Source organism: Acinetobacter sp. NigerLNRRAM0016, from assembly GCF_054112845.1.
In genome coordinates this window covers 1-23,727 of record NZ_JBSYVT010000030.1, presented here as the reverse complement: position 1 = coordinate 23,727, position 23,727 = coordinate 1, and the positions used below count along the sequence as shown (strand labels likewise).

Below are 23,727 nucleotides of genomic sequence, written 5' to 3'. Positions count from 1 at the left end.
AATCTTAAACGATAAAAATATGATCGATTACACTGCTGAACGATCACAAATAAAAATTGAGGGAGGGGGCATATGCGGACACGTGTGGTATTTAATCAGAAAGGTGGGGTAGGCAAGTCGAGTATTACAGTCAATCTGGCGGCCATTAGTGCTCATCAGGGGCTAAAAACACTGGTGATTGATTTGGATCCGCAAGCCAACTCCAGCCAGTATTTATTGGGAGACGATGCGACCTATTCGGTGGATAAGCCTGCATTAGAACCCAATGTTGAAAACTACTTTGAAGAAGTGTTGGGCACAACCCAAAGCAAAGCAGGCTTATTGGGCAATGCGATTGGCTCTTTACTGAAAAATCGCCCCAAAGGGCTGGAAAGTTATGTGCATCAGACCCCGTTTAAACTCTTGGATGTGATTCCTGCGAGTCCGAGTCTGGGTGCGTTGGCCCATGCTTTAGAAGCCAAACACAAAATTTATAAATTACGCGATGCCTTGAAGTTACTGGAAGGCAAATATGACCGTGTTTATATTGATACGCCGCCAGCATTTAACTTTTTTACCTTGTCTGCCCTGATTGCTGCCGATCGCGTGTTGATTCCTTTTGATTGTGATGTGTTCTCGAAGCGGGCCTTGCAAAGCCTGATTGAAAATGTGATTGAAACCCAAGATGATCATAATGACCAACTGGAAATTGAAGGCATTGTGGTGAATCAGTATCAAGCACAAGCCAAGTTGCCGCGTGAAGTGGTGCAGCAACTGAAAGATGAAGGTTTGCCAGTATTGGAAAATATGTTGCCACCTTCGGTGCTGATGAAAGAATCCCATCATCAAAACCTGCCATTAATTCATTTGGCCAAAGATCATAAATTGACGCAGGCCTATCTTTCATTGTTCAATGAAATTGAGCAAAAATAAGATTGAGAAAACAGATGAAAAAAATAGCTTTATCTATCCTTGCTGCCAGTAGCGTATTGCTGACCGCGTGCGCCACTACGGTAAAACCGACCTATGTTTCTCCAACGCAATATCAGTCATTGAGCTGTCAACAATTACAGGCAGAGTATGACCGTATTCAACAATATTTAGACCAAGGTGTTTCAACTGCGAAGCGGACTGGTGTTGGGGTAGATGTTGGCTTGGGCGGTGGCTGGAGCCATGGTGGAGGCTGGGGCTTTGGTCCAAGTGTTTCATTAAATATGGGACAGTCTTCAAACACCAAAAAGACCGAAATCTCGCGTTTGATGGGTCAGCAAGATGCCATTGTTCAGGCAGCTCAGTTTAAAAACTGTCCAATTCAAGTGGTGCCAAGAACTTCATAAGGGTCATTTTCACCCTCTTTCGGCGAGTCAAGAAAATGATCGAGGGTGAAAGTTTTTCAAAATATTTCAAATATAAATATAATATAAATAAAAACTTAGCGTAAATTTTGGGGTTGAATGAAACCCAGCGGTTCTCAATTTAGACTGGGCTTGGCTTGTTCTTCAGGGCAGCTTTCAGATAAGGTGTGCAACACTTTGAACTTGAGTGATAGGTTTTTATGATTGAGAGTTGGCTATTTGTATTTGCAATGATTGCGGTGTTTCTGATTCCAGGACCGACCAATGCATTACTGGCAAGCTCTGCGCATCAACAAGGTGTTTTAAAAACCAGTTTACTCATTCCTGCTGAACTGTTGGGCTATGTTTATGCCATCAGCTTATGGTCCTTGTTTATTCATCTGACCGATCCAGTTTGGCCGCATTTAATTACCTTATTGCATGTGCTCAGTGCGCTATATGTCTTCTGGATGGCGTTTCATTTGTGGAAGTCTGCGCATTTACAATTGCATAATCAAAAGCATCCCTGTATCCGTCCACATCAATTGTTTTTTTCCACCCTAAAAAACCCGAAAGCGTTGCTGTTTGCTGCGGGAATTTTACCGCCAGAAATGTGGAATAGCAGTTTAAGTGCAGGACTGGTATTTCTGGCTTTTTCCTTGATTCTGATTCCCGTGGCGATGTTCTGGATGGTCTTTGGCAAGGCACTTTTGGCGGGAAATTTAAAGCAAATAAAAGCCGATCACTTGTATAAAGGATCGGCTATGTTATTGATTGTCTGTATGTTTCCAGTGGTGATTCGCTTCTTTTAAATGCTTATGCTTTGTTTTTTCCCAGCTTCTGACGAATAAAACCAATAATGCCCGGTAAGATACTGATAATAATAATTCCGAAGATTAAATGGGTGAAATTGTCTTTGACGATTGGCATGTTGCCAAACAAATAACCCAGCGTAATAAACGAAGTAATCCAGCAAAATGCGCCAATCACATTATAGGTGAGAAAAAACTTATAGTTCATTTGCCCTGCACCTGCCACAAAGGGTGCAAAGGTACGTGCAAACGGAACAAAGCGGGCAAAAATAATGGTTTTACCGCCATGTTTTTCAAAGAATTTCTGGGTATTAATCAGGTGTTGTTTATTAATAAAGCGTGAATCCAGTTCAAATACCCGAGGTCCAATATATTTACCAATATGGTAATTCAGGGTGTCACCCAAGACTGCGGCAATAAACAGTAAAATACCCAATGCCCAAGGGTCCATCGCCCCTGTAGAGGCTGCCAAGGCACCCGCAGCAAATAACAAACTGTCGCCAGGTAAAAATGGCATGACCACCAAACCTGTTTCGACAAAAATAATTAAAAATAAAATAGCGTAAATCCACACCCCATAATTTGTAATAAATTCGAGTAAATGGTCATCTACGTGTAAAATAAAATCAATGAGTTCCATGGGGTACAGCATCGCGAAAATGTAGCCAAATGCTAGCAGCCCATATATGGAAAGTCAGTACTAAAAGGTAACTAATTTGCCAAATTGTCGTTCCACATATAAAACGATAAGTCTGAAAAATGTATATTTATTCTATTATCAACAAAAACTAAGCTGTGCCTATCCACAAAATTAAGAAAAGGTTCAATTATGGTTAATCCCAATGTTGTTGTGAAAAATATCGTGACCCAACCTGCACTCGACAGTACCGTTAGTTTGATTGGCCGTGTGCTTTTGGCCTAATCTTTCTGGTTGCAGGCTGGGGCAAATTGACGGCCTATAGCGCAACTGTGGGCTATATGGAAGCCATGGGTGTGCCGGGTGCATTACTGCCTTTAACCATCTTGGTTGAATTTGGCGGTGGCTTAGCACTGTTATTTGGTTTCCAAGCGCGCTTTGCCGCCTTGGGTCTAGGCGTATTTAGCATCATTACCGCATTTATTTTTCATGGTGGTGCTGAAGATGCGATTAACTTTATGAAAAACTTTGCCATGGCGGGCGGTTTATTTTTCTTGCTGCTGCATGGTGCAGGCAAGTTCAGTCTCGATGCGCTGATTGAAAAATCAGAGGTTTAGTTTCTAGGTGCTAGGATTGCAGAATCCTGTGATCAATCTCAAGCACCGACAAGTTCGGTGCTTTTTATTTAACTCTATGTTTTATTTGTATATTTATTGATTGCCCAAATAGTGTGCTTAATAACTGGAAAAATGTTAGAATATGGCGCTTATATTCGTTTGCCTATCATAGTTGTTTGTCATGACTACCAATTCTCAAATTACTGAAGATCGTATCCTTATTTTGGATTTCGGCTCTCAATATAGTCAGCTTATTGCACGTCGCGTACGCGAGGCGGGTGTATATTCTGAAATGTATGCCTACGATATGTCTGAAGAAGATATTCGTGCGTTTAATCCAAACGGTATTATTTTATCGGGTGGACCTGAAAGTGTTCATGTTGAAGGGAGCCCACGCGCACCGCAAGTGGTTTTTGAGTTAGGCGTGCCAGTATTGGGAATCTGTTATGGTTTCCAAACCATGTCTGAACAGCTAGGCGGTAAGGTTGAAGCGGGTACAGTACACGAATTTGGCTATGCTGAAGTTGATATTCAGCAGCGCGACCATTTAATTGGTCAGCTTCAAGACCGTGAAAACCAATTACACGTGTGGATGAGCCACGGTGACAAAGTCAGCCGTCTTCCAGAAGGTTTCTCTACAACTGCAAGCACACCAAGCTGCCCATTTGCTGCGGCATCTGATGAAAGCCGTCGTTTCTATGGCGTGCAGTTCCACCCAGAAGTGACGCACACTGCAAAAGGTGCAGAGTTATTGTCTAACTTTGTTCACAAGATTTGTGGTTGTGGTGGTTTATGGACACCAGAACACATTATCGATCTTCGTGTAGAACAACTACGTGCACAGATTGGTGATGAAAAAGTACTGCTTGGTTTGTCTGGTGGCGTAGATTCATCGGTTGTAGCGGCTTTATTACACAAAGCAATTGGTGACCAATTGACTTGTGTATTTGTAGACAACGGTTTACTTCGTTTAAACGAAGGCGATCAAGTGATGCAAATGTTCGCTGACAACATGGGTATCCGTGTAATCCGTGCGGATGCTGAAGAGCGTTTCTTGACAGCGTTGGCGGGTGAAGTTGATCCTGAGAAAAAACGTAAGATCATTGGTCGCGAGTTCATTGAAGTATTTGCCGAAGAAGCACGCAAACTTGATGGCGTGAAATTCTTGGCGCAAGGTACAATTTACCCAGACGTGATTGAATCTGCTGCAAGCAAGCAAGGTAAAGCACACGTGATTAAATCACACCATAACGTGGGTGGTTTACCAGAAGATTTAGCATTTGACCTTGTTGAACCATTACGTGACTTGTTTAAAGACGAAGTGCGTAAATTGGGTACAACTTTAGGCTTGCCACACAGCATGATCTATCGTCATCCATTCCCGGGCCCAGGTTTGGGCGTGCGTATTTTGGGTGAAGTGAAAAAAGAATATGCAGATATTCTTCGTCTTGCAGACGACATCTTCATGCAAGAGCTTCGTGCAAGCGGCTGGTATGACAAAACTGCGCAAGCATTTGCAGTATTTCAACCTGTGAAATCTGTGGGTGTAGTTGGTGATGGTCGCCGTTATGCATGGGTTGTTGCACTTCGTGCCGTTGAAACTGTGGACTTCATGACTGCGCGTTTTGCACACTTACCGTATGAATTGGTTGACAAGATCTCTACGCGTATTATGAATGAAATTAAAGATGTATCACGTGTTGTGTATGACGTGTCATCTAAGCCACCAGCAACAATTGAGTGGGAGTAAAATCGGGATTTCAAAATGCAACGCATTTTGCCGATTTTACGCCAAAGGCTATGCCTGCGGCAGGAGGGATTTCAAGAAGCGAAGCTTCTTGCCTGAATTACGCCAAGAGCTGTGCTCGCGGCAGAATAGAATGATTTAAGAAAGAGCGCTTAGGCGCTCTTTTTTTATTTTATACTATGCAAAATCATGATTTTAATTATAGAGAATACGATGTCGCTTCCAACATATGATCAATTAATGCTTCCCTTAATGAAGTTACTTTCTGAGTAGCATGAAGCGATAAAATTTGGAGATATGGCTACTTTAATGGCAGAACGTTCTGGACTTAGTACAGAAGAATTAAATTTAAGATTATCGAGTGGAACAAAAACAATTTTTTATGATCGAGTTGGTTGGGCTAAAACTTATCTTGTTAAAGCAGGATTGATAAATCAGCCAAAACGTGGATTCTGTGAATTAAGTGAAATTGGGCGTCGATTAGATTTGAAAAATCTGACCAGTATTACGATTGAATTTTTAATGCAATATGAAAGCTTTTCAAATTATAAGTTAGGAATAATAAAAGATAATCAAGAAGTTGAGAAAAAGGTTGGTGAGGTAACTTTTATACAAAAGTTGGAAGAAACTAAAACCCCTGATGAAATTATTATAGGAACAACTGAGTTATTAAAAGATTCGATTAAAGCAGATTTACTTGCTTTAATAAAAGATAATACGCCATCTTTTTTTGAAAAATTAGTTGTCGATTTACTTGTTGCCATGGGGTATGGCGGTTCACATCAAGATGCTGCACAAGCGATTGGTAAAACAAGCGATGGTGGTATTGATGGAATAATCAGTGAAGATCGTTTAGGACTAGATAAAATTTATATTCAAGCCAAGCGTTGGGAAAATACGGTTGGTCGTCCAGATATTCAACAATTTAAAGGTGCTTTGGCAGATCAGGTTGCTAAAAAAGGAGTATTTATTACTACGTCCAACTTTAGTAAGGAAGCAATTGAATCTGCCAAAAAGTCAGGCATTGTATTAATTGATGGTGATAAATTAACTTCTTTAATGATTGAATTTGGACTAGGTGTACAAATAGAAAGAAGTTTCCATATTTACAAAATAGACCAAGATCGGTTTGATGAAGATAACTTTTAAGGACGCGTAAGCGTCCTTTTTTATTGCTTAAAATTTGATTTTATTTTTGGCAGAAAATAATTCAAATCAAAAACAATATGTTGTACTGAAAAAGAAGAACAGTTATTGATTTAAGATATATAAAGATATATCTTAATGAGTATAAATTCATTATTAAAGAGAGCAATCATCATGAAACATGGTTCTCATCATGACTATGAGTCGTACTCCCATCATCCAGAACGCCCACATGGTGGACGTCGTGGTCGTTTATTTGAAGCAGGACGCATGAAGCTGCTGGTTCTCTATCTAATTGCCCAGGCTCCCAAACATGGCTATGAGTTGATCAAAGATATCAGTGAATTGGTGGGGGGTGGCTATAGCCCAAGTGCAGGCACTATCTATCCAACTTTAACCTATCTGGAAGATATGGGCTTTGTGCAGGTTCAACTGACTGAGGGTGATCGTAAGCAGTTTTATATTACCGATGTTGGACAGGCACATTTAAAAGAACAACAAACGGTGATTCAGCAGTTATTGGAAAAGTTGGAAACCAAGCGAGAGATCCAAAGTAAAGATGAGCTGATGGATATTCACCGCGCCATGGAAAACTTAAAAACCTCGCTACGCTTAAAGCTAAATGCCAAATCGGTTGATGCTGAAACTGTACGTCAGATTGCTGCACAAATTGATGCTGCCGCCGTAGCCATTAGCCGACTTTAAGGATCTTGAACCTAGATATGCAAAGTCAGGAATTGTTGAAACACGCCCATTTAAAAGTTTCTTTAGCCCGTACATCCGTCTTGCAGCAATTATTGGATGCCAAGGCGGCGTGCAGTGCCGAGCAGGTGTATTTACAGCTACAACAGCAACAAAGCGGCTTGAGTTTAGCCACTATTTATCGCGTACTGACAGAGTTGGAACAGGCAAAATTGATTGAGCGGCAATACCATCAGCGTGCCAAAGCCAGTTTCGTAATACGGCAACAAAGAACGCAGTTTCAAATCTTGCATTTGCAAAATGGGCAAGTCGAGGCATTTGAACATCAAGATTTATCCAACTATTTGAACCAGTTGGCTGAAGCTATGCAACAGCAATTGGTCAAAGTTGAACTCACTTTACATGTACAACCCAAAGCAGAGTTTTAAATTCATCCGTTTAAAGGACAATACAATGAAACAACACCAATATCATATTACTGTAGAACATCTTTGTGATGCCAAAGGTCAGCCTTCAACTTATACCGAGAAACTCGCCTTTGATGTCGGTAATCACGATGACATTTTGGCAATCGTCGCGCGAATGCAGCAGGCAAAACTCTTTGATGCAGATGCGACGGCTGCCTTTGCAGTGGGTTTAAAGTTGTTTGGTGAAACCTTATTGGAAAATCGCCAACATCCCTTATTTCAGCAACTTCTGCCGCAGTTTGGTCAGTTTATGAAGCATTTGAAACAAACATTGGCAGAGCAGAGAGTTGAACAGCAATAGCATTGCCAGATGTATTTCAGGGATACCTTAGACTTCATTCGGTAAAGGATCAAAAGAGACCACTTGATTACGTCCATTTTGTTTGGCGCGATACAGCGCCACATCGGCTTCTTTTATCAACAGATGTAAATCCACCTCATCAGGATCAAGTTGTGAAACCCCGATTGAAATGGTGAAGTTGAGTTTGATCGTGTTGCTGATACAGACGGTGGTCGATTCGATTTTTTGACGCAATCTTCCCGCAATCATCATGGCATCATCAATGGAAGTTTCAGGCAGTAGCGCAACAAACTCTTCGCCGCCAAAGCGTGCCAAAACGTCATCTCTGCGCATTTCTTTACGTGCAATTTCGGCAATTTTTTGTAAGACCTGATCGCCAATATCGTGTCCATAATTGTCATTGATGCGTTTGAAAAAATCGACATCGAACATCAGCAAGCAAATTGACTTATATTGCGGCCATTGATGAATTTTCTGTTCTGCAATCAGTTCAAACTGACGACGATTATTCAGTTGAGTCAATTCATCGGTATGTGCCAGTTCACGCAACATATGTCGATCCCATTCATCGAGCATGGAGCGTAAAAAGGTCCGCCGTGCATTTAAGGTGTTGTTCCAACTGATATACAGACTGAAAATCAGAATCGGGACATAAACCAGTAAAAAGATGATGGTTTGTTGCGCGCTGTTCATTTGGACGACACCTGCAATAATCACCACACTGATCAACAGTGCGGTAAGAATTGAGGGGTGAAAGCGCACCTGAATAGACAAACAGCCCAATAAGATAAAAATCACAGAAGCATATTGATAATAATGGACGCTTGGACTACTAGACTGATGCAGTAGCCAAAACCAGACACTGGCGGCAAAAGCACTGGAAAGAGGGAGTAATAAGTCTAAGGTTAAAATGTTTTTGCAATATTTAAACATCGCCCAGTTCAGCAACATAATACTCAAAACAGCACTGACACGGGTCACTCCTGAAATATAGGCAATATCGGGCAATAAAAACCAGTCTGCGAAAAAATAGGACAAAAAGGACAGTTGCGCCAGAAAGTTAATTTGTCGCAGGTAGCGCCGTTGATGTGCATTTTGATAACTGTAATAGCATTCCAAAAACTGTTTTGGAATTAAAGCATTATGATCTTGTAGTGCATTGACGATGGCAGTGCGATTTTCAGGTTCACATAATTGGGAGGGTAAAATATAGGTGCTTTCATGAGCATGCTGAATATTTTGGTTGTCTTGAAGTTCAGTCGTGTGCTTATGACCCAAATCAGTCTGTCCATGTCCTCCTTTAATCATAGGCTGCTCCATTGTATCTACAATGTATTCTTTTGAAATAATAAACATTTATCACGTTTTTGTATATAAAATGCGCATTTTTCATTGGAATGGATATGTAAATATACGTTCTTTATTCTTGTCGATGTTTGTGCCTATTCTATGGGATAAATGCCATTCAGCATATAGACAGTCGTATTTTATAGTATTGAATTTTTAACCTTTAATTGAAGATTTGCATCCAAATTTGAATTTGAGCTAGTCCTTTACAGATGTTGTGGTTATGCTGATGGAATTGGTAAAACAAAATTCAGGATAACAACATGACCAATAGTAATTATATTGAACTTTCAGATTCTGATGACTGCGAAAAATATATTAACCAATTTATTCAAGAGTTTCCGTTACGTTCAGCCGAAATTGGGCAGGGCACCATCATCAAGCGCGCATTGCCAAGTCGGCATAAACGCATGATCGGTGCTTGGTGCTTTTTGGATCATGCTGGTCCTGTGAGTTTTCCGCAAGGAGATGGTTTGGATGTCGGTCCACATCCGCATATTGGTTTGCAAACCTTTACGTGGATGATTGAAGGCACCATGATGCATACCGACAGCTTAGGCTCCAAACAATTGATTCGTCCGAAACAGGTTAATTTAATGACCGCTGGTTATGGTATTTCGCATACTGAAGTTGCTCCTGCAACCGAAACGCATATGCATGCTGCGCAACTCTGGATAGCCTTGCCAGATGATAAGCAAAATATGGCACCGCGTTTTAATCATTACCCAGTATTGCCGAGTGTCGAGCAAGATCAAATCGAATTTACAGTATTGGTGGGTGAATTCTTGCAGATCACTTCCCCAGTGAAAGTACATACCGAGCTGTTGGGTGTGGATATGAAGGCCCTAGTCTCGACCGCAACACGTTTGCCACTCAATCCTAAATTTGAATATGGCTTTTTAGCCTTAGAAGGCACGGCTGTGGTCAATGGTCATGAATTAAATGATGATAATATGTTGGCACTGGAGCCTGGAGTCAAAGAAATCAGCATCGAAATGCATCAGGGCGCGCGTATTCTGCTGCTGGGTGGAGAACCGTTTGAATCGGCCATTTTGCTGTGGTGGAATTTTGTCGGACGCACGCAAGAAGAATTACAACTGGCACGTGAGCAGTGGATGAATCAAGATGAGCGCTTTGGCAGCATCCCAGATTATGATGGACCACGTTTGGAAGCACCTGTTTTTCCAGAAAAAATGAAAGCATCAAAATAAGCAAGGAACAGCAAGATGAGTATTATTGCACAAGCGCAGGTGCGGACTCGGGCAGAGCACTGGTTAGGTGAGATCTCGAGTGGCACCCATCATTTTTTGACGGATAAACCTGCTGCATTTGGTGGAGAAGATCAAGGCCCAGCGCCTTACGATTTCCTTTGTTCGGCTTTGGTTTCCTGCACCATGATTACTTTGCGCATGTATGCGCAGCATAAGCAAATTGAGTTGGGTGCTTTTAGTGTGGAAGTCGATTTTCATAGCAATAAAGAAGGGCAGGAGTGGATTGAACGACGCTTGTCCTTTCAGCAGCCTTTGTCGGCAGAGTTACAACAGAAAGTGCTGGAGATTAGCGAGAAAACGCCCGTCACCAAGACCTTATTACGCAGTGTAGAAATACGCACCCGCCTGATTTAATCAGGCATTTGACGAGACAGATAATTGCCACTTGGCTGATTATGGAATTAATTTTAATTGAGGCAAGGGCATGATTACCTTACATCATTTGGAGCAATCACGCTCTTTTCGTATTTTATGGGCTTTAGAAGAGTTAAATCTCGAATATCAGATCAAGTTTTATCGTCGCTTGGCAACACTGGCTGCACCACCAGAACTGAAACAGATTCACCCTTTGGGTAAGGCGCCCGTATTAACCGATCAGGATCAGAATATTGCCGAATCTGCGGTCATTTTGGAATATCTGCAAGAACAGTATGATCCACAACAACAGTTCAAGCCGCAGGAACGAGCAGATTTGCAGCAATATCGCTACTGGATGCATTATGCTGAAGGTTCATTGATGCCGTTGTTGGTGATGCAATTGGTGATGAACAATGTGCCGCAGCATGTTCCCTTTCTGGTTAAACCTGTGGCAAAGAAAATTACTGCAGGCGTCAAAGCCGGATTTATTCAGCCACGCTTAAAAGATCATATTCAGTTTTTAGAAACGTATTTGGCCAGCCATGATTATTTTGCAGGGACTTTTTCCTTTGCAGATATCCAAATGAGTTTTCCTTTGCAGGCGCTTATGACTCGAGCACATGGCAATTACCCCAATATTCAAGCTTTTCTGCAACGTATTGCACAGCGTCCTGCCTATGCGCGAGCGCTCAGCAGAGAGCAGGCGTTATAGACATTTCAGACATAAAAAAAGATGCCTCGGCATCTTTTTTTATGTTGTTTTAGCGTTTGACCACAATCGAATCAATCCCGCTATGCTGCAAGGTTTGTTGCGCAATCACAGCTGCCTCTTGCGTGTCGTAGGGTCCAGATACCACGCGATACCAAGTTTTACCCCCTTCAACAGTTTTGACTACATCGGCAGATAAACCATTCAAGATGATTTCGGCACGACGGGCATCGGCACTGTCAGGGTCTGGATAGCTACGCACTTGAAGAATATAGCTTGGCGTACGTTCTGCAGGCAGGGCATTGATTTGTGCCTCAATTGCATCAGGCGCAGCGCTACTTGCTGCGGTTTCGGTTCGTGGTGCTTCCACAATTACCACGGTACTTTGATCTTTGCTTTCAGGAATGGCTTGTTCAGGAATCGGGGTCACTTGCTGCTGCGGTAGCAAATCGTAAAAACGATAATCCTTGTTGGTTTCTTCCTGATAATGCTCAGAAGTCACTTGGTTTTTCGGTTGAACAGGCGCCCACGGTTTCCACAGCATTAAAGCCACGGCAAAACTCAATACGATCAGAATCACCACAAGCGTACCTAACCACGCTGGAATGAGGGGTTTCTTCGGTTTATTTGGTCGTTCTGAAACACCGCGTTGCGTTTTTCCAAACACGTGGAAATTCCTCTCTTCTTATCTTTTTACAAGGCGACTCAGGGCAAAGCCCCGAGCAAATTCGCCATGTAAAATGAATTTACATGGCTACCTCAAGCGTAACTTTCGGTCATGCGACGATGCACAAAGCATTGCTTTGCAAATTACATCGTCTCAGGTGCTGATACACCTAATAATTCTAAACCATTACGTAATACTTGTTGTACGTTTACTGAAAGTAAGAGGCGTGCTTGTGTAAGTTCCGCATCATCATTCAGTACTTTGTGCTCATTATACCAGCCATGGAATAAAGCAGCCAATTCTTTCAAGTAGTTACCAACCTGATGTGGCTCATAAGCATTCGCAGCACGTGCAACCACTTCTGGGTAAGCCGCCAGTTTGGCAAGAATTTCAGTTTCTGCTTCCAACTCAAGTTTGTTGGCAAATTCACGTGCAGTTTGAGCGCTGAAGCTCACGTTGGTTGTCGCCGCTTTTTCAAGCATACGGCAGATACGGGCATGTGCATATTGAATGTAGTACACCGCATTGTCTTTGCTTTGTGAAACTGCAAGGTCCAAGTCAAAGTCAATGTGTTGTTCAGATTTACGCATGACATAGTAGAAACGCGCGGCATCATTCCCCACTTCTTTACGTAGGTCGCGTAAGGTGACGAACTGACCTGAACGAGAAGACATTTGTACCATCTCGCCGCTACGCCATAAGCTCACAAACTGCACCAATAAAACGGTAAGTTTTTTCGAGTCATAGCCCATTGCATCAATCGCTGCTTTCACACGTGAGATATAACCGTGGTGGTCAGAACCCCAGATGTCGATTAAATCGGTGTAGCCACGTTGCAACTTATTCAAGTGGTAAGCAATGTCAGACGCGAAATAGGTGGTTTGTCCATTACGACGCTTGACCACGCGGTCTTTTTCATCACCAAATTCAGTTGATTTGAACCAGATGTTGCCGTCTTTCTCATAAAGGAAGCCACGTTGATCCAGCGTTTGTAGTGCTTCATCAATTTTTTCAGTCAAAGAGGCTTCGCTGAACCATTGATTGAAGGTTACGCCAAACTCACCGAGGTCATCTTTAATATCATCCAAAATGGCTTTCAGTGCCGCTTGATGGAAAACGCGATAACCTTCGCCAGTCAACCGTTGTGAATTGAAAATCAAGCCATCGATATGCTTTTCTTTATCACCCGAAAGCACGACTTTATTGCCTTCCGCATCTAACTCTTCCGCATATTGCACATCTTCAGGCACATCTTTATACACGTCAGCCACTGGGTGCACATAAGCATTGCCATCTTGGTCAATAATGCCTTGCGCGATTTCTTTGACGTAATCACCTTGATAGGCATTTTTCGGGAAAACCAGTTCCTGACCTGTGAGTTCGAGGTAACGTAAATAGGTGGAAGTCGCTAAAATGTCCATCTGACGACCAGCATCATTCACATAATATTCACGATCTACTTTAGCACCAGTCGCTTCAAGCAGGTTGGCTACTGTCATCCCATAAGCCGCGCCACGACCATGTCCCACATGCAGGCTAGAGGTCGGGTTAGCAGACACAAATTCTACTTGGATGCGTTTTTCTGCATTGACTTGCGTACGACCAAATTCAGCACTTTGCGCTTGAATTTGATCCAGCACAGCAAAACGCTGGTCTGCATTTAAAAAGAAGTTGATAAAGCCTGGACCTGCGATTTCTGCTTTGCTGATGTCAGCGACTTCAGGCAGGGCTGCGAGAATTTTTTCGGCCAAATCACGTGGCTTGATACCTGCAGCTTTAGCACCAATCATGGCGATATTCGATGCGAAATCCCCGTGGCTTCGGTCTTTGGTACGCGTCAAATTGCTGTTGTTGTTCCAGTCAGATGGGAGTACGCCTTCCGCTTGAAGGGATTGCACTGCATGATCGAGCGCTGCTTGGATTGCCGTGTTCATATGAGTCGAAAATAAATGTCGCAGAAAAACAGCAAATATAGCAAATTTCAGACTGTTTAGGTGAGTCCTTTCTAGAGAATGTTTTTTATTCAGTTTAGGCTGGATGCACTGGTTTTGTGGAGAATCATCACATCCATGCAGCGAAATTGTGGCATAGTCAATTATTACAACATTTTGGATGCCAAGAATGAGCAATCAACGTCCGAAAATTATCGGTAATATTCCCAAACTCCCGACTAAATTTGTAGGCTGGGTCATGCCCTTTTTTCTCTCTTGTTTAATGAGCGGCATTATTTCCTTGATTAATATGTTGCGGAACTTGGGCTGGAGTGATGTATTCCTGTCACTTTGGTTTTCGGCGTGGATGATGTCATGGGCAATTGCTTATCCTGTGGTTTTGGTGATGCTACCACTGGTACGCAAGTTGACGGGACTGATTGTCGAGATGCCACCGAACCAACCGCCGAAGTAAGCGTAAAAATGTGTGAATAAATTAGCCAAAAGTCTTAATTCTTTATAAACATATGTTTTTAAAATATTTTTACTAAATTTTAGTTTGACTGTGTATCATTCTATAAAATACATACTGATTAGCATGGATTAAGTGGATGAAATTAAAATAATAGAAAATATCTATTTTTATATTTATGAGATCTAAATATTAATCTGCTAAATATGCTTGAAATATTGAATATATCTGCAATATTTTTTGATAATCTCGATTTAATATATAGATAAAAACGATGAATAAATCTTCATTTAATTGCGAAATCAACTCTATACCATTATCACGTATCTAAATATACGTTACTGAAAAAATAGGTCTAAGCTATACATCGAATCGAAGAGAATTTGATGACGTAATGCAATCCTGCTGAGAGGATTGCGCGCACTGAGACTGGTTATGACAACTGCACAATTGAAGACGAAACACCCTTTATATATCCCGTACGCTGGAAACACCCTGTTAGAACTCCCACTATTAAACAAAGGCTCTGCTTTTACAGAAGAAGAACGCACTCGCTTTAATTTACATGGCTTGGTGCCGCATGTGATTGAGTCGATTGAGGAGCAAAGCCAGCGCTCATATCAGCAATACTGTGCTTTCAATGATGAGATTAATAAGCACATTTACCTGCGCAATATTCAAGACACCAATGAAACTCTGTTTTACCACCTGATTGAAAATCATCTAAGCGAGATGATGCCGATTATTTACACGCCAACTGTGGGTGAGGCCTGTCAGCGTTTCTCGGACATTTACCGCCGTCACCGCGGGATTTTTATTTCCTATCCTGATCGTGCACACATCGATGATATTTTGCATAACGTGAATAAAAAGAATGTCAAAGTGATTGTGATCACTGATGGTGAACGTATTTTAGGCTTGGGTGACCAAGGGATTGGCGGCATGGGCATTCCAATTGGCAAACTCTCGCTGTATACCGCATGTGGTGGGATTAGCCCAGCCTATACTTTGCCAATTACGCTGGATGTCGGTACCAATAATCAGCAATTGCTGAATGATCCGATTTATATGGGCTGGAGTCAGCCGCGAATTAGTGGTGAAGAGTACTATAGCTTTGTGGATGAAGTGATGGCGGCAATTAAACGTCGCTGGCCAAAAGCCCTGATTCAGTTCGAAGATTTCGCACAAAATAATGCCATGCCGCTGTTAAATAAATACCGCGATCAGGTGTGCTGCTTTAATGATGATATTCAGGGGACAGCCGCAGTTTCGGTGGGCAGTTTAATTGCAGCATCGCATGCAGCAGGCAAGCAACTCAAAGACCAGATTATTACCTTTTTGGGTGCGGGTTCGGCAGGTTGTGGTATTGCAGAGCAAATCGTTGCGCAAATGGTGGCGGAAGGTTTAACTGAAGCGCAAGCGCGTGGACGTGTATTCATGGTCGATCGTTTTGGTTTGATCACTGAAAATCAGCCAAACTTGCTGGACTTCCAACGTAAATTGGCACAGCAACCTGAAGCCATTGCTGCTTGGGGGAATGTGGAAGAACACATTTCTTTATTGGATGTGGTGAAACATGCTAAGCCAACGGTGTTGATTGGTGTTTCAGGTCAACCGGGCTTATTTACTGAAGAAGTGATTAAGACTTTGGCCAGCAATTGCGAATCACCAATTGTATTACCGTTATCGAATCCAACTTCTCGTGTAGAAGCTGTGCCTGCTGATATCGTGCAATGGACCGAAGGTCGTGCATTGATTGCGACGGGTAGCCCATTTGCACCTGTAAATTATCAAGGCAAAATTTACCAGATTTCACAATGCAATAACTCGTATATCTTTCCAGGTATTGGTTTGGGTGTAGTGGCTTCGGGTGCAACTCGTGTGACGGATAGTATGCTGATGGCATCGAGTAATGCTTTGGCAGATTGCTCGCCAAAACTGAGCAATCCTGATGCGGACTTGCTGCCAGATATTAATGACATTCAGCAAGTTTCTAAAATCATTGCTTTCAAAGTGGCGAAAGCCGCGATGGAGGCAGGCGTTGCACCAATGGTCAGCGATGAATTATTGCATGAAGCGATTGAGGCCAATTTTTGGAAACCTGAATATCGGCAGTACCGTCGCATTACGTTCTAAGTGATTATATTGATTGATATAATTAAGGGGCTTTAGCCCCTTTTTTATTGGTGATATTTATAAAATAAGCACGCGATGATAGTGTCATGATCGGTGTTGCGAATAAAAATACGACAAAAAACACTAGACCTTTATTTGAACGATTCATTAGAATGTCGCGCTTAATCGACGTATAACTTTAATAACGAATTACAACTATGTTGAATCATATCCAGAGTGTTTTAGACCAGCTCGGTTTAACTACACTGAAAAGGGCTATTCATGTTCATTTTTCGAATGTGGAACTCAATGCGCAGGTGTTTTTACAGCGGATTGAAGGAAAACATGTATTAAATGGTCAGTTGAATGTCCGTTTAACCTGCTTATCTACAACGGTACAGCTGCCATTGAAGCAGTTTATAGGTTGTCAGGTGGCTGTCGATCAAGTGACGGATATGGGGCAATACACCCGTCTCACCGGCATTATTACCCAAGCTAGTCAAATATATAGTGATGGCGCATTTACCCTCTATCAGCTGACCTTACAAGACCCAACTTCACTGTGGCATAAACGACGGAATAGTCGGGTGTTTATGAATAAGACTGTGCCAGAAATTAGTGAAATTTTGTTTAAAGAATGGCAGCAAAAAAGTCCCTTATTCAGTCAATCATTGACCTTGGATTTGTCTAAATTATCAGAAAGTTATGATATTCGACCTTTTGTCATGCAGTCGAATGAGTCGGATTATGAGTTTCTTACACGACTATGGCGAAGTGAAGGCATTAACTGGTGGGTGGATGAACAGCATTTGATTGTGCCGCAAGTGTTGCAAATGATTGAGCCGCAAATTTTGCGGTTGGTAGACAATAATCAGCACTTTTCTGCCCTACAGCGCGGGTCAATTCGATTTCATCGCAGTCATGCAACCGAACGCTTTGATAGCATGATGAGCTTTACTGCACATCGGCAGTTACAGTCGACCGCAAGCTATGTACAACGTTGGCAAGCAGACAGTTTGACCCAGGATGATGGTGCAGGGTCGGTACTCAGTTCGCATCAGCATAGCCAGCTTTTTGAAAATGAAAGCTTGAGTCTAGAGCAGGCATGGTCTGTCAGTCCTGCATGGGTAGCGGACTTAAACGGAGATGATCAGGCGACCGCTTCAAGTTCTCAGCAATTAGATAAACTCAATTCGAACTTAGCTGCCTATCAGGCGTTACAGGCAAAGTATTTTAAGGCACAAACGACAGTGCGTGATGCACATGTCGGATATTGGTTCAGCTTAGAAAATCATCCCGAGCTTGATTTACATGCAGAAGGGGATCGGCAGTTTCTGATTTGTGAAAAGCATTTTTATAACCAGAATAATTTACCTGTTGAACTCAATCAGCGTTTGGCTCATTTATTCGATCAGGCAAATCTGGATGACTTAAAGCAGGATGAACGACAATTCAGTGAACTTGTGTTGATTCGTCGACAGATTAAATTTGTGCCAGAGTTTGATTTGTTGAAGCATCGTCCTGCTGCTCATCCTCAACATGCGCGTGTAGTTGGACCTGAAGGTGAGGAAATTCATGTCGATGAATGGGGGCGGATTAAAGTTCGCTTTCTGTTCACGCGGGAACAGGACCATCAACATCATGATGGTGCGGGTAGCAATGAGAATGATGCTGATTCGGCATGGGTGGATGTACTGACCTCATGGGCGGGTGAAGGTTATGGTGCCCGCTTCTTGCCTCGTATTGGGGAGTTGGTGGTCATTGATTTCTTTGATGGATGTATTGATCGACCTTTTGTGCTGGGGCGAATTCATGAAGCTCAGCGTTCTCCAACCAAATTTGATGTAAAAGGACAATTACCAGCCACCAAAAAGTTGAGTGGCATCCGCTCTCAAGAAGTAGATGGAAGCGGTTTTAATCAGTTACGTTTTGATGATACGACGGGTCAGATCAGTGCCCAGTTGCAAAGCAGCCATGGAGTAAGCCAACTGAATTTGGGTAATCTCAGTCATCCTAAAGAAGCTGAGCAAAGTAATGGTCGAGGGGAGGGTTTTGAACTTAGAACCGATGCTTGGGGTGCCGTGCGAGCGGGTAAAGGGATGCTGATTAGTACGTATGCCCAAGAACAGGCTATTGCAGACCATTTGGAAGCTGCTCAAGCACAGTCGTTACTGTCACAGGGTTATGACAGCATGAAAATGCTGAGCGAAGTTGCTACAAAGCAACAGACAGATGCGCTCAATGTGATTAACCGCCTACCCAAGTTCATTCAGTCACTGGAACTCAAAACTACAGGGCAAGCGTTTGAGAGCACCTTGAATCTATTTAAAGAAGAGGTGAGCAATGATCCGATTCATGCCTTAAAGGATTGTGGTGGCTTTATTGAGGATATTGGTGCATTGGATGGTGATGCTAAAGGTGCAGTGGATGAGTTTAATGCATTCTTTAGTGATGCCAAAGATGCGGTAGAAAATCTAAAAGAATTTATCGAAAACGTAGAAGAGCACGGTGCTGATATTGTCAAAGGCAAGCTTGCCAGTATCAAAGATCGGATTCAGCAGAATCCATTTGAGAGTATTAAAGAAGTTGGAAAAGTTTTAGCCAATGTTGATATTCAAGATTTTGACTTGATGAGTGCCTGTGGAACTTTTCATAAAGGCAATAAATTGGAAGTTACACCATCCAAAGCTTTGGATTCATTGCAAGGCTTTATGGAGGGATATACCCAAGGTCTAGAAAGTAGTTCTGATGCAAAGCAACAAGAGCAAGGCAAGATTTTTAGACAGGCCTTGATGCTGTTGGCTTCACCTAACGGGATTGCTTTAACAACACCTGAAAACATTATTTTGCAAGCTTCGCAGGATATTGCTGAAAGTGCCAGTGGTTCAATTAACCTGAGTGCTCAGAAAAATATAATTGGACATGCGCAAGACAAAATCAGCTTGTTTGCCGCACAAAAGGGCTTTCGTGCTTATGCAGCAAAAGGAAAATTGGAGTTACAAGCACAGGATGATGCGATTGAAGCAATCGCCAAGAAGGTCATTAAGCTGATCTCTACCGAAGATAGAATCGAACTTACAAGTCCAAAAGAAATTGTACTAACAGCGGGTGGATCTCAGCTAAAAATTAATGCAGATGGCGTATTTTCAACGACGGGTGGTAAGTTTGAGAGTAAAGCTGGGCAGCATAGTTTTGTGGGTGGGGCAACAGTAAATGCTGAGTTGCCGAAAATGCCGGAAACAGGAATGTACAGTATGAGATTTGATTTAAGTCAAATATTTGATACTAAAATATTAAAAAATATGGAATATAAATTAATTAATCATTCAAAGAAAATTGAGGCTGTATATGAGTTTGAGCAAGAAAGTAGCGCAAGAGTTTATAGTGATTCTGTTGATAATGTAGAACTCGCTTTAGTACCAGGAGTTTATTTAACAGAAATTAAAGAGTTAATTTCTGAACAGGAAGCGGAATTATTAGATGATGAAGATATTGATGGCTGTGGTTGTGGAGAAGAGCATGAACATGATTGAAATTTTAAAAAGTAAGAGATCACAATTTTATTTATTTAATATTAATAGCTTAATCATTTTAGCTCTTGCTTTTTGTGGGGTTATTATTAGCTCGGCTGTCTATGCAAAAGATATATTTAATATTGAATTGAAGTGTAAAGGGCATGATCAAGAATATTGTGATATTGTAAAAAATTCTGATAATAAAACTACTTTCATTTTAAGAAATATGAGATATCCTGAAGTTGATAAAGTAAATGAAAATATTTTTCATGCTTATGGTAGTTGTGGTTCACCATGTCAATATCATTTTTTTATAAGTAAAATACAGGAAGATCAAACTAAAGAGTATATTGTCATAGATAAAAAAAATAATTGTTTAATTGAAAGTGATTCTAAGAAAAATATTATCTATGCTAGAAAGTTATTTAATAAAAACAAAAAAATAATAGCTAATTTGAAAAGTAAAGAATTTAATAATGTTCCAATAGATAGCGCTATATATAATTCATTTCAAGAAAAATCATATTTTGATGATAAAGGACAATTACATCTAGTAGCAATGTTGGCGGATGTGGATAAAAATGGTAATAGTTTATATTTTAATAAAATAATTAAGAAAACTTGTGAGTAATAAATGAGCTATAGCGAAGATTTTAAAATATTTGTTGCAACTATTAATGGTGAAGCTGAAAATTGTAGTGAAACTTCATGGAAAGTTATTGCCCATACAATGAGAAACAGAATGGGGTTTGCAAACTGGAAATCCTGGAGCAATATTATCCAAATCATTACAAAAACAGGATACGATGCATATACTCAGAAAAATTCACCTTATAAAAGAGCAAAAAAAGCTTTAGATTCGGGTGATATTTCATCCAAGTTGATGAGTTTGATTAAAGCAGTAGAACCTATATTTAATGGAACAGAGCCTGATTTTACAGGTGGTGTTGTATATTATTATAGTCCTAAGGCACAGGCACAATTACATAAATCTGATCCTTCTAATTACCCTTCTTTAGTTCCTGATTTTGTAGTAAGTAAATCGAATCCTACTCAACAAGTTCTAATATTAGGGACTGAAAAAGATGATATGCGTTGGTATAAAGTTATAACTTCAATATTCGATGTTTTATTTGTTGATAATGCTGGTAATCCATTAGTTGGTGTAAAAGTTGATGTGGTATATAAAGATAAAGAACCAGTCCCTTTATTCAAGGATTTAATTACAGATAAAAAAGGAAAGATAAAGAGGGTTAAGGTTTGTAGCTATATGGGTGCTAGGTTTAAAGTTAATGGTGTTTTAGTAAAAGATAAGAATAATAAGGAAATCTCTTTATTGGGTGATGGAAAAAACTATGCATCAGTTATTGTGGTAAATAATGGAAAGGGCGGTATTAAGTCGAAAACAGATGTACATAATCAAACACCACCTCCATTATCCAAACAACCTATAAGTACGGATAACTCTCAGAGCAATGAGAAAAAAATAGATCAAGATAAAATACTTAATAATATATCAGATGTTATTTTTGATCTTAAATTAATAGATAGTGAAAATAAAATAATACCAAATTTTTCATACTTTATAAAATATAAAGGAAATGATAAAAAGCATTCAGTTGGAATTGATGGGATTGAAAAAAATATAGTTGCTACATCAGGAGAGAAAATTTCTGTTGAAATTAGTGGGAAAGATTCTCGTCAAATTCTGAAAGCTTTTACTGTTTCGCAAGGAGTGAAAGAGGAATTAATCAAAATAGATTTACATTCATTTGATATAATATTTTATCATGATGACACTTTAAATAAGCCTATAAGTAATTTAAATTTGGTACAGACTTATAGAGGAAAAACTAAATCTAAAGTTACTAATAGTAATGGTAAAATTACAGTCAAGGCAATGCCTGGATTTGAATTAAATTATAAATTAAGAGATGGTACTCATATTAGTACTATAAAAGTAGATAAGAATAAAGCACAAAGAGAGATTTATATTGAAAAGGGTATTATTGAATCAGCATCTAAAAAGTTAAAGACAGATGTTAGTAAAAATACTCCACAAAAAAGTAATACAACTCAATCTACATTAGTCTCTAGACCAAAGTCAGAAGCTGATCAGACCCTTAGAAGAGATCAAAAGCAATCAACGAGTGATGATGGTCATCCAAAAACTTTAGTTAATGACAATGGTGAAACTGAATTTACAGTATATACATACGATCAAAAAACTAATCAATTATTTAGTGGAGGTAATTATTCTATTGAATATAAAGATAGGAAAAAGGGCCACTCAAGTGGCATGCATGGTCTAGGTAAGAAAATACATAAAGGTGAAATTGGTCAAAAGATAAAAATTACAGCGATTAGTGCGGGTAGGGAATATATTTTTTTTGATGGCGAAATTAGCAAAGGAATGAAAGCCTTTGAGTTAAAATTAGATAGACCTGCTATCCCAAATGTATCAGATGTAACCATTGGGTTTACAGGTGTTAATGAGCAAGAAAGACAAGTAATCGTCAGCCAGAAAACGAAAAATGTACTAGCTTACTTAGCTAAAGAAGCAAATATGAATAGGCTTTTTATTACAAGTACAATAAGGAGCCCAAGAGCTCAAGCAGAAGCAATGTATTTGAAGGCAACGCAATATGCAGGACCAGGGGAAGCTGTGAAAAAAGTTAAAGCAGATTGTATTGCTAAGGGGCTTGGAAAAGAAGAAACTATTCAGAAAATGGTTGATAAAATTATTGAGTTCCAAAAAAAGGGGCAGAGAGTTTCGAAACATTGTGTTTCAGAAGAGCAATATAGAAAAAATAATATCATTGATTTAGGTACGAACAGTAATGGTTTTGGGACAGGAAATACCTTGAATAGTGTAGGAAAAAAATTTAAAGCAGTTTGTCAGAAAGCTTTAAAAGATGGAATTATTTCAGGTTTTATTTCAGCAGATGTACCAGGTGAAGGTGCCATGCACATAGAGATTATGCAATGATGAATAGATTATTTCTTTTATTTGTAATTAGTTTGATGTATGCATGTACAACAGAGGCGGTTCAATATAAGTCAAGTAGTACAAAACTTTATTTTTCATATCGAATCTGTGAAAAGTCAGGAAAATGTAAGAATTTTACACCTACAAAAAAAGTAGATGATTATTTATTTAAAAGACTTGATCCTGCATATGATGAATTTTACATAAAAGATAATAATGGTAATTTTACTTTATATTATAAAAATGTTTATAGTGAAGATGTTCAAGTTGGATGGGCAGAAGCTAAAGTGGATAAAAATAATAATGAGTTGAATTTAAATATTGATAAAATTAACTTGGCCTTAGGCGGGATTGATTTTATAAGGAATGGATATGCAACTAAACAAGCTGAATCAAAGAACTTTAAATCAGGATTTTATTATTTAGATGATAATTATAAAGGTGCTCCATATTATCAAAAGCAAAAAATAGTTTTTAAGAAAATTGCTGGAGATTTAGTTTTGGAGTGCAATAGTTATTTAAATAACTTATCTGTAAAAGATAACTTTTATGGAATTTTTTATGGAGTGTGTTCGGATGGTAAAAAAGTTTATTTTAAAGAAATTAATTAAC

At 40.1% G+C, this 23,727-nt stretch carries 20 protein-coding genes and 2 pseudogenes; 18 read left to right on the top strand and 4 right to left on the bottom strand.

Going from position 1 to position 23,727, the window contains the following annotated elements:
* Positions 1-72 precede the first annotated feature (72 nt).
* The 3 genes from ACWQ4X_RS15280 (at position 73) to ACWQ4X_RS15270 (ending at position 2,125) form a co-directional block, all read left to right on the top strand.
* Complete coding sequence (locus tag ACWQ4X_RS15280) at positions 73-912, top strand: ParA family protein (protein WP_457904210.1); 840 nt, start codon at positions 73-75, stop codon at positions 910-912.
* Positions 913-926: 14 nt separating this feature from the next.
* Positions 927-1,316 carry a hypothetical protein gene (locus ACWQ4X_RS15275; RefSeq protein ID WP_457904209.1) on the top strand — a complete coding sequence of 130 codons (390 nt, stop codon included), beginning with the start codon at positions 927-929 and terminating at the stop codon, positions 1,314-1,316.
* 218 nt (positions 1,317-1,534) lie between these two features.
* A complete protein-coding gene (locus ACWQ4X_RS15270; protein ID WP_457904208.1) occupies positions 1,535-2,125 on the top strand; it encodes a LysE family translocator in 591 nt (196 codons plus the stop codon).
* A 4-nt stretch (positions 2,126-2,129) separates the two neighbouring features.
* On the opposite strand, the gene ACWQ4X_RS15265 is transcribed toward ACWQ4X_RS15270, so the two are convergent.
* Complete coding sequence (locus ACWQ4X_RS15265; RefSeq protein ID WP_457904207.1) at positions 2,130-2,765, bottom strand: DedA family protein; 636 nt, start codon at positions 2,763-2,765, stop codon at positions 2,130-2,132.
* A gap of 189 nt (positions 2,766-2,954) precedes the next feature.
* Between ACWQ4X_RS15265 and ACWQ4X_RS15260 the strand changes: the two are divergent.
* The 6 genes and pseudogenes from ACWQ4X_RS15260 (at position 2,955) to ACWQ4X_RS15235 (ending at position 7,742) form a co-directional block, all read left to right on the top strand.
* Positions 2,955-3,379, top strand: a pseudogene (locus tag ACWQ4X_RS15260) (DoxX family protein).
* 181 nt (positions 3,380-3,560) lie between these two features.
* The gene (guaA, locus tag ACWQ4X_RS15255) at positions 3,561-5,129 is read left to right on the top strand and encodes a glutamine-hydrolyzing GMP synthase (protein ID WP_100242283.1); all 1,569 of its coding nucleotides are present in this window, start codon (positions 3,561-3,563) and stop codon (positions 5,127-5,129) included.
* Positions 5,130-5,339: 210 nt separating this feature from the next.
* Positions 5,340-6,275: pseudogene (locus ACWQ4X_RS15250) on the top strand (restriction endonuclease).
* 171 nt (positions 6,276-6,446) lie between these two features.
* Complete coding sequence (locus ACWQ4X_RS15245; RefSeq protein WP_457904206.1) at positions 6,447-6,977, top strand: PadR family transcriptional regulator; 531 nt, start codon at positions 6,447-6,449, stop codon at positions 6,975-6,977.
* 17 nt (positions 6,978-6,994) lie between these two features.
* Positions 6,995-7,402 carry a transcriptional repressor gene (locus tag ACWQ4X_RS15240; protein ID WP_457904205.1) on the top strand — a complete coding sequence of 136 codons (408 nt, stop codon included), beginning with the start codon at positions 6,995-6,997 and terminating at the stop codon, positions 7,400-7,402.
* Positions 7,403-7,427: 25 nt separating this feature from the next.
* Positions 7,428-7,742 carry a DUF3861 domain-containing protein gene (locus tag ACWQ4X_RS15235; protein ID WP_374531262.1) on the top strand — a complete coding sequence of 105 codons (315 nt, stop codon included), beginning with the start codon at positions 7,428-7,430 and terminating at the stop codon, positions 7,740-7,742.
* Positions 7,743-7,769: 27 nt separating this feature from the next.
* Here ACWQ4X_RS15235 and ACWQ4X_RS15230 read toward each other — a convergent pair whose 3' ends face one another.
* Positions 7,770-9,050 (bottom strand): GGDEF domain-containing protein, encoded by a 1,281-nt coding sequence (locus ACWQ4X_RS15230; RefSeq protein WP_457904204.1) that lies wholly within the window; start codon positions 9,048-9,050, stop codon positions 7,770-7,772.
* A gap of 302 nt (positions 9,051-9,352) precedes the next feature.
* Between ACWQ4X_RS15230 and ACWQ4X_RS15225 the strand changes: the two genes are divergently transcribed.
* The 3 genes from ACWQ4X_RS15225 (at position 9,353) to ACWQ4X_RS15215 (ending at position 11,429) form a co-directional block, all read left to right on the top strand.
* Positions 9,353-10,300: a pirin family protein gene (locus tag ACWQ4X_RS15225; protein ID WP_457904203.1), complete on the top strand. Its 948-nt coding sequence runs from the start codon at positions 9,353-9,355 to the stop codon at positions 10,298-10,300.
* 15 nt (positions 10,301-10,315) lie between these two features.
* Positions 10,316-10,714: an OsmC family protein gene (locus ACWQ4X_RS15220; RefSeq protein ID WP_457904202.1), complete on the top strand. Its 399-nt coding sequence runs from the start codon at positions 10,316-10,318 to the stop codon at positions 10,712-10,714.
* A gap of 70 nt (positions 10,715-10,784) precedes the next feature.
* A complete protein-coding gene (locus ACWQ4X_RS15215) occupies positions 10,785-11,429 on the top strand; it encodes a glutathione S-transferase family protein (protein ID WP_457904201.1) in 645 nt (214 codons plus the stop codon).
* A gap of 49 nt (positions 11,430-11,478) precedes the next feature.
* Here ACWQ4X_RS15215 and ACWQ4X_RS15210 read toward each other — a convergent pair whose 3' ends face one another.
* Entirely contained in the window at positions 11,479-12,093 is a 615-nt protein-coding gene (locus tag ACWQ4X_RS15210) for an SPOR domain-containing protein (RefSeq protein WP_100242275.1), read from the bottom strand.
* A gap of 143 nt (positions 12,094-12,236) precedes the next feature.
* On the bottom strand, positions 12,237-14,027 hold the full coding sequence (gene argS / locus ACWQ4X_RS15205; RefSeq protein WP_457904200.1) for an arginine--tRNA ligase: 1,791 nt from the start codon (positions 14,025-14,027) through the stop codon (positions 12,237-12,239).
* Between the two features lie 187 nt (positions 14,028-14,214).
* Here argS and ACWQ4X_RS15200 point away from each other — a divergent pair, with 187 nt between their 5' ends.
* From ACWQ4X_RS15200 to ACWQ4X_RS15175, 6 genes are all read left to right on the top strand, one after another.
* Positions 14,215-14,499, top strand: a complete 285-nt coding sequence (locus tag ACWQ4X_RS15200; protein ID WP_457904199.1) for a DUF2798 domain-containing protein — start codon at positions 14,215-14,217, stop codon at positions 14,497-14,499.
* A 432-nt stretch (positions 14,500-14,931) separates the two neighbouring features.
* Positions 14,932-16,632: an NAD-dependent malic enzyme gene (locus ACWQ4X_RS15195; RefSeq protein ID WP_457904198.1), complete on the top strand. Its 1,701-nt coding sequence runs from the start codon at positions 14,932-14,934 to the stop codon at positions 16,630-16,632.
* A 197-nt stretch (positions 16,633-16,829) separates the two neighbouring features.
* On the top strand, positions 16,830-20,144 hold the full coding sequence (locus ACWQ4X_RS15190; RefSeq protein ID WP_457904197.1) for a type VI secretion system Vgr family protein: 3,315 nt from the start codon (positions 16,830-16,832) through the stop codon (positions 20,142-20,144).
* Positions 20,131-20,757, top strand: a complete 627-nt coding sequence (locus tag ACWQ4X_RS15185; protein WP_457904196.1) for a hypothetical protein — start codon at positions 20,131-20,133, stop codon at positions 20,755-20,757. The genes ACWQ4X_RS15190 and ACWQ4X_RS15185 overlap by 14 nt, the downstream gene beginning before the upstream one ends.
* A 3-nt stretch (positions 20,758-20,760) precedes the next feature.
* On the top strand, positions 20,761-23,115 hold the full coding sequence (locus ACWQ4X_RS15180) for a hypothetical protein (protein WP_457904195.1): 2,355 nt from the start codon (positions 20,761-20,763) through the stop codon (positions 23,113-23,115).
* Complete coding sequence (locus ACWQ4X_RS15175; protein ID WP_457904194.1) at positions 23,112-23,726, top strand: hypothetical protein; 615 nt, start codon at positions 23,112-23,114, stop codon at positions 23,724-23,726. Before ACWQ4X_RS15180 ends, ACWQ4X_RS15175 begins: the two co-directional genes overlap by 4 nt.
* Position 23,727: the final 1 nt, after the last annotated feature.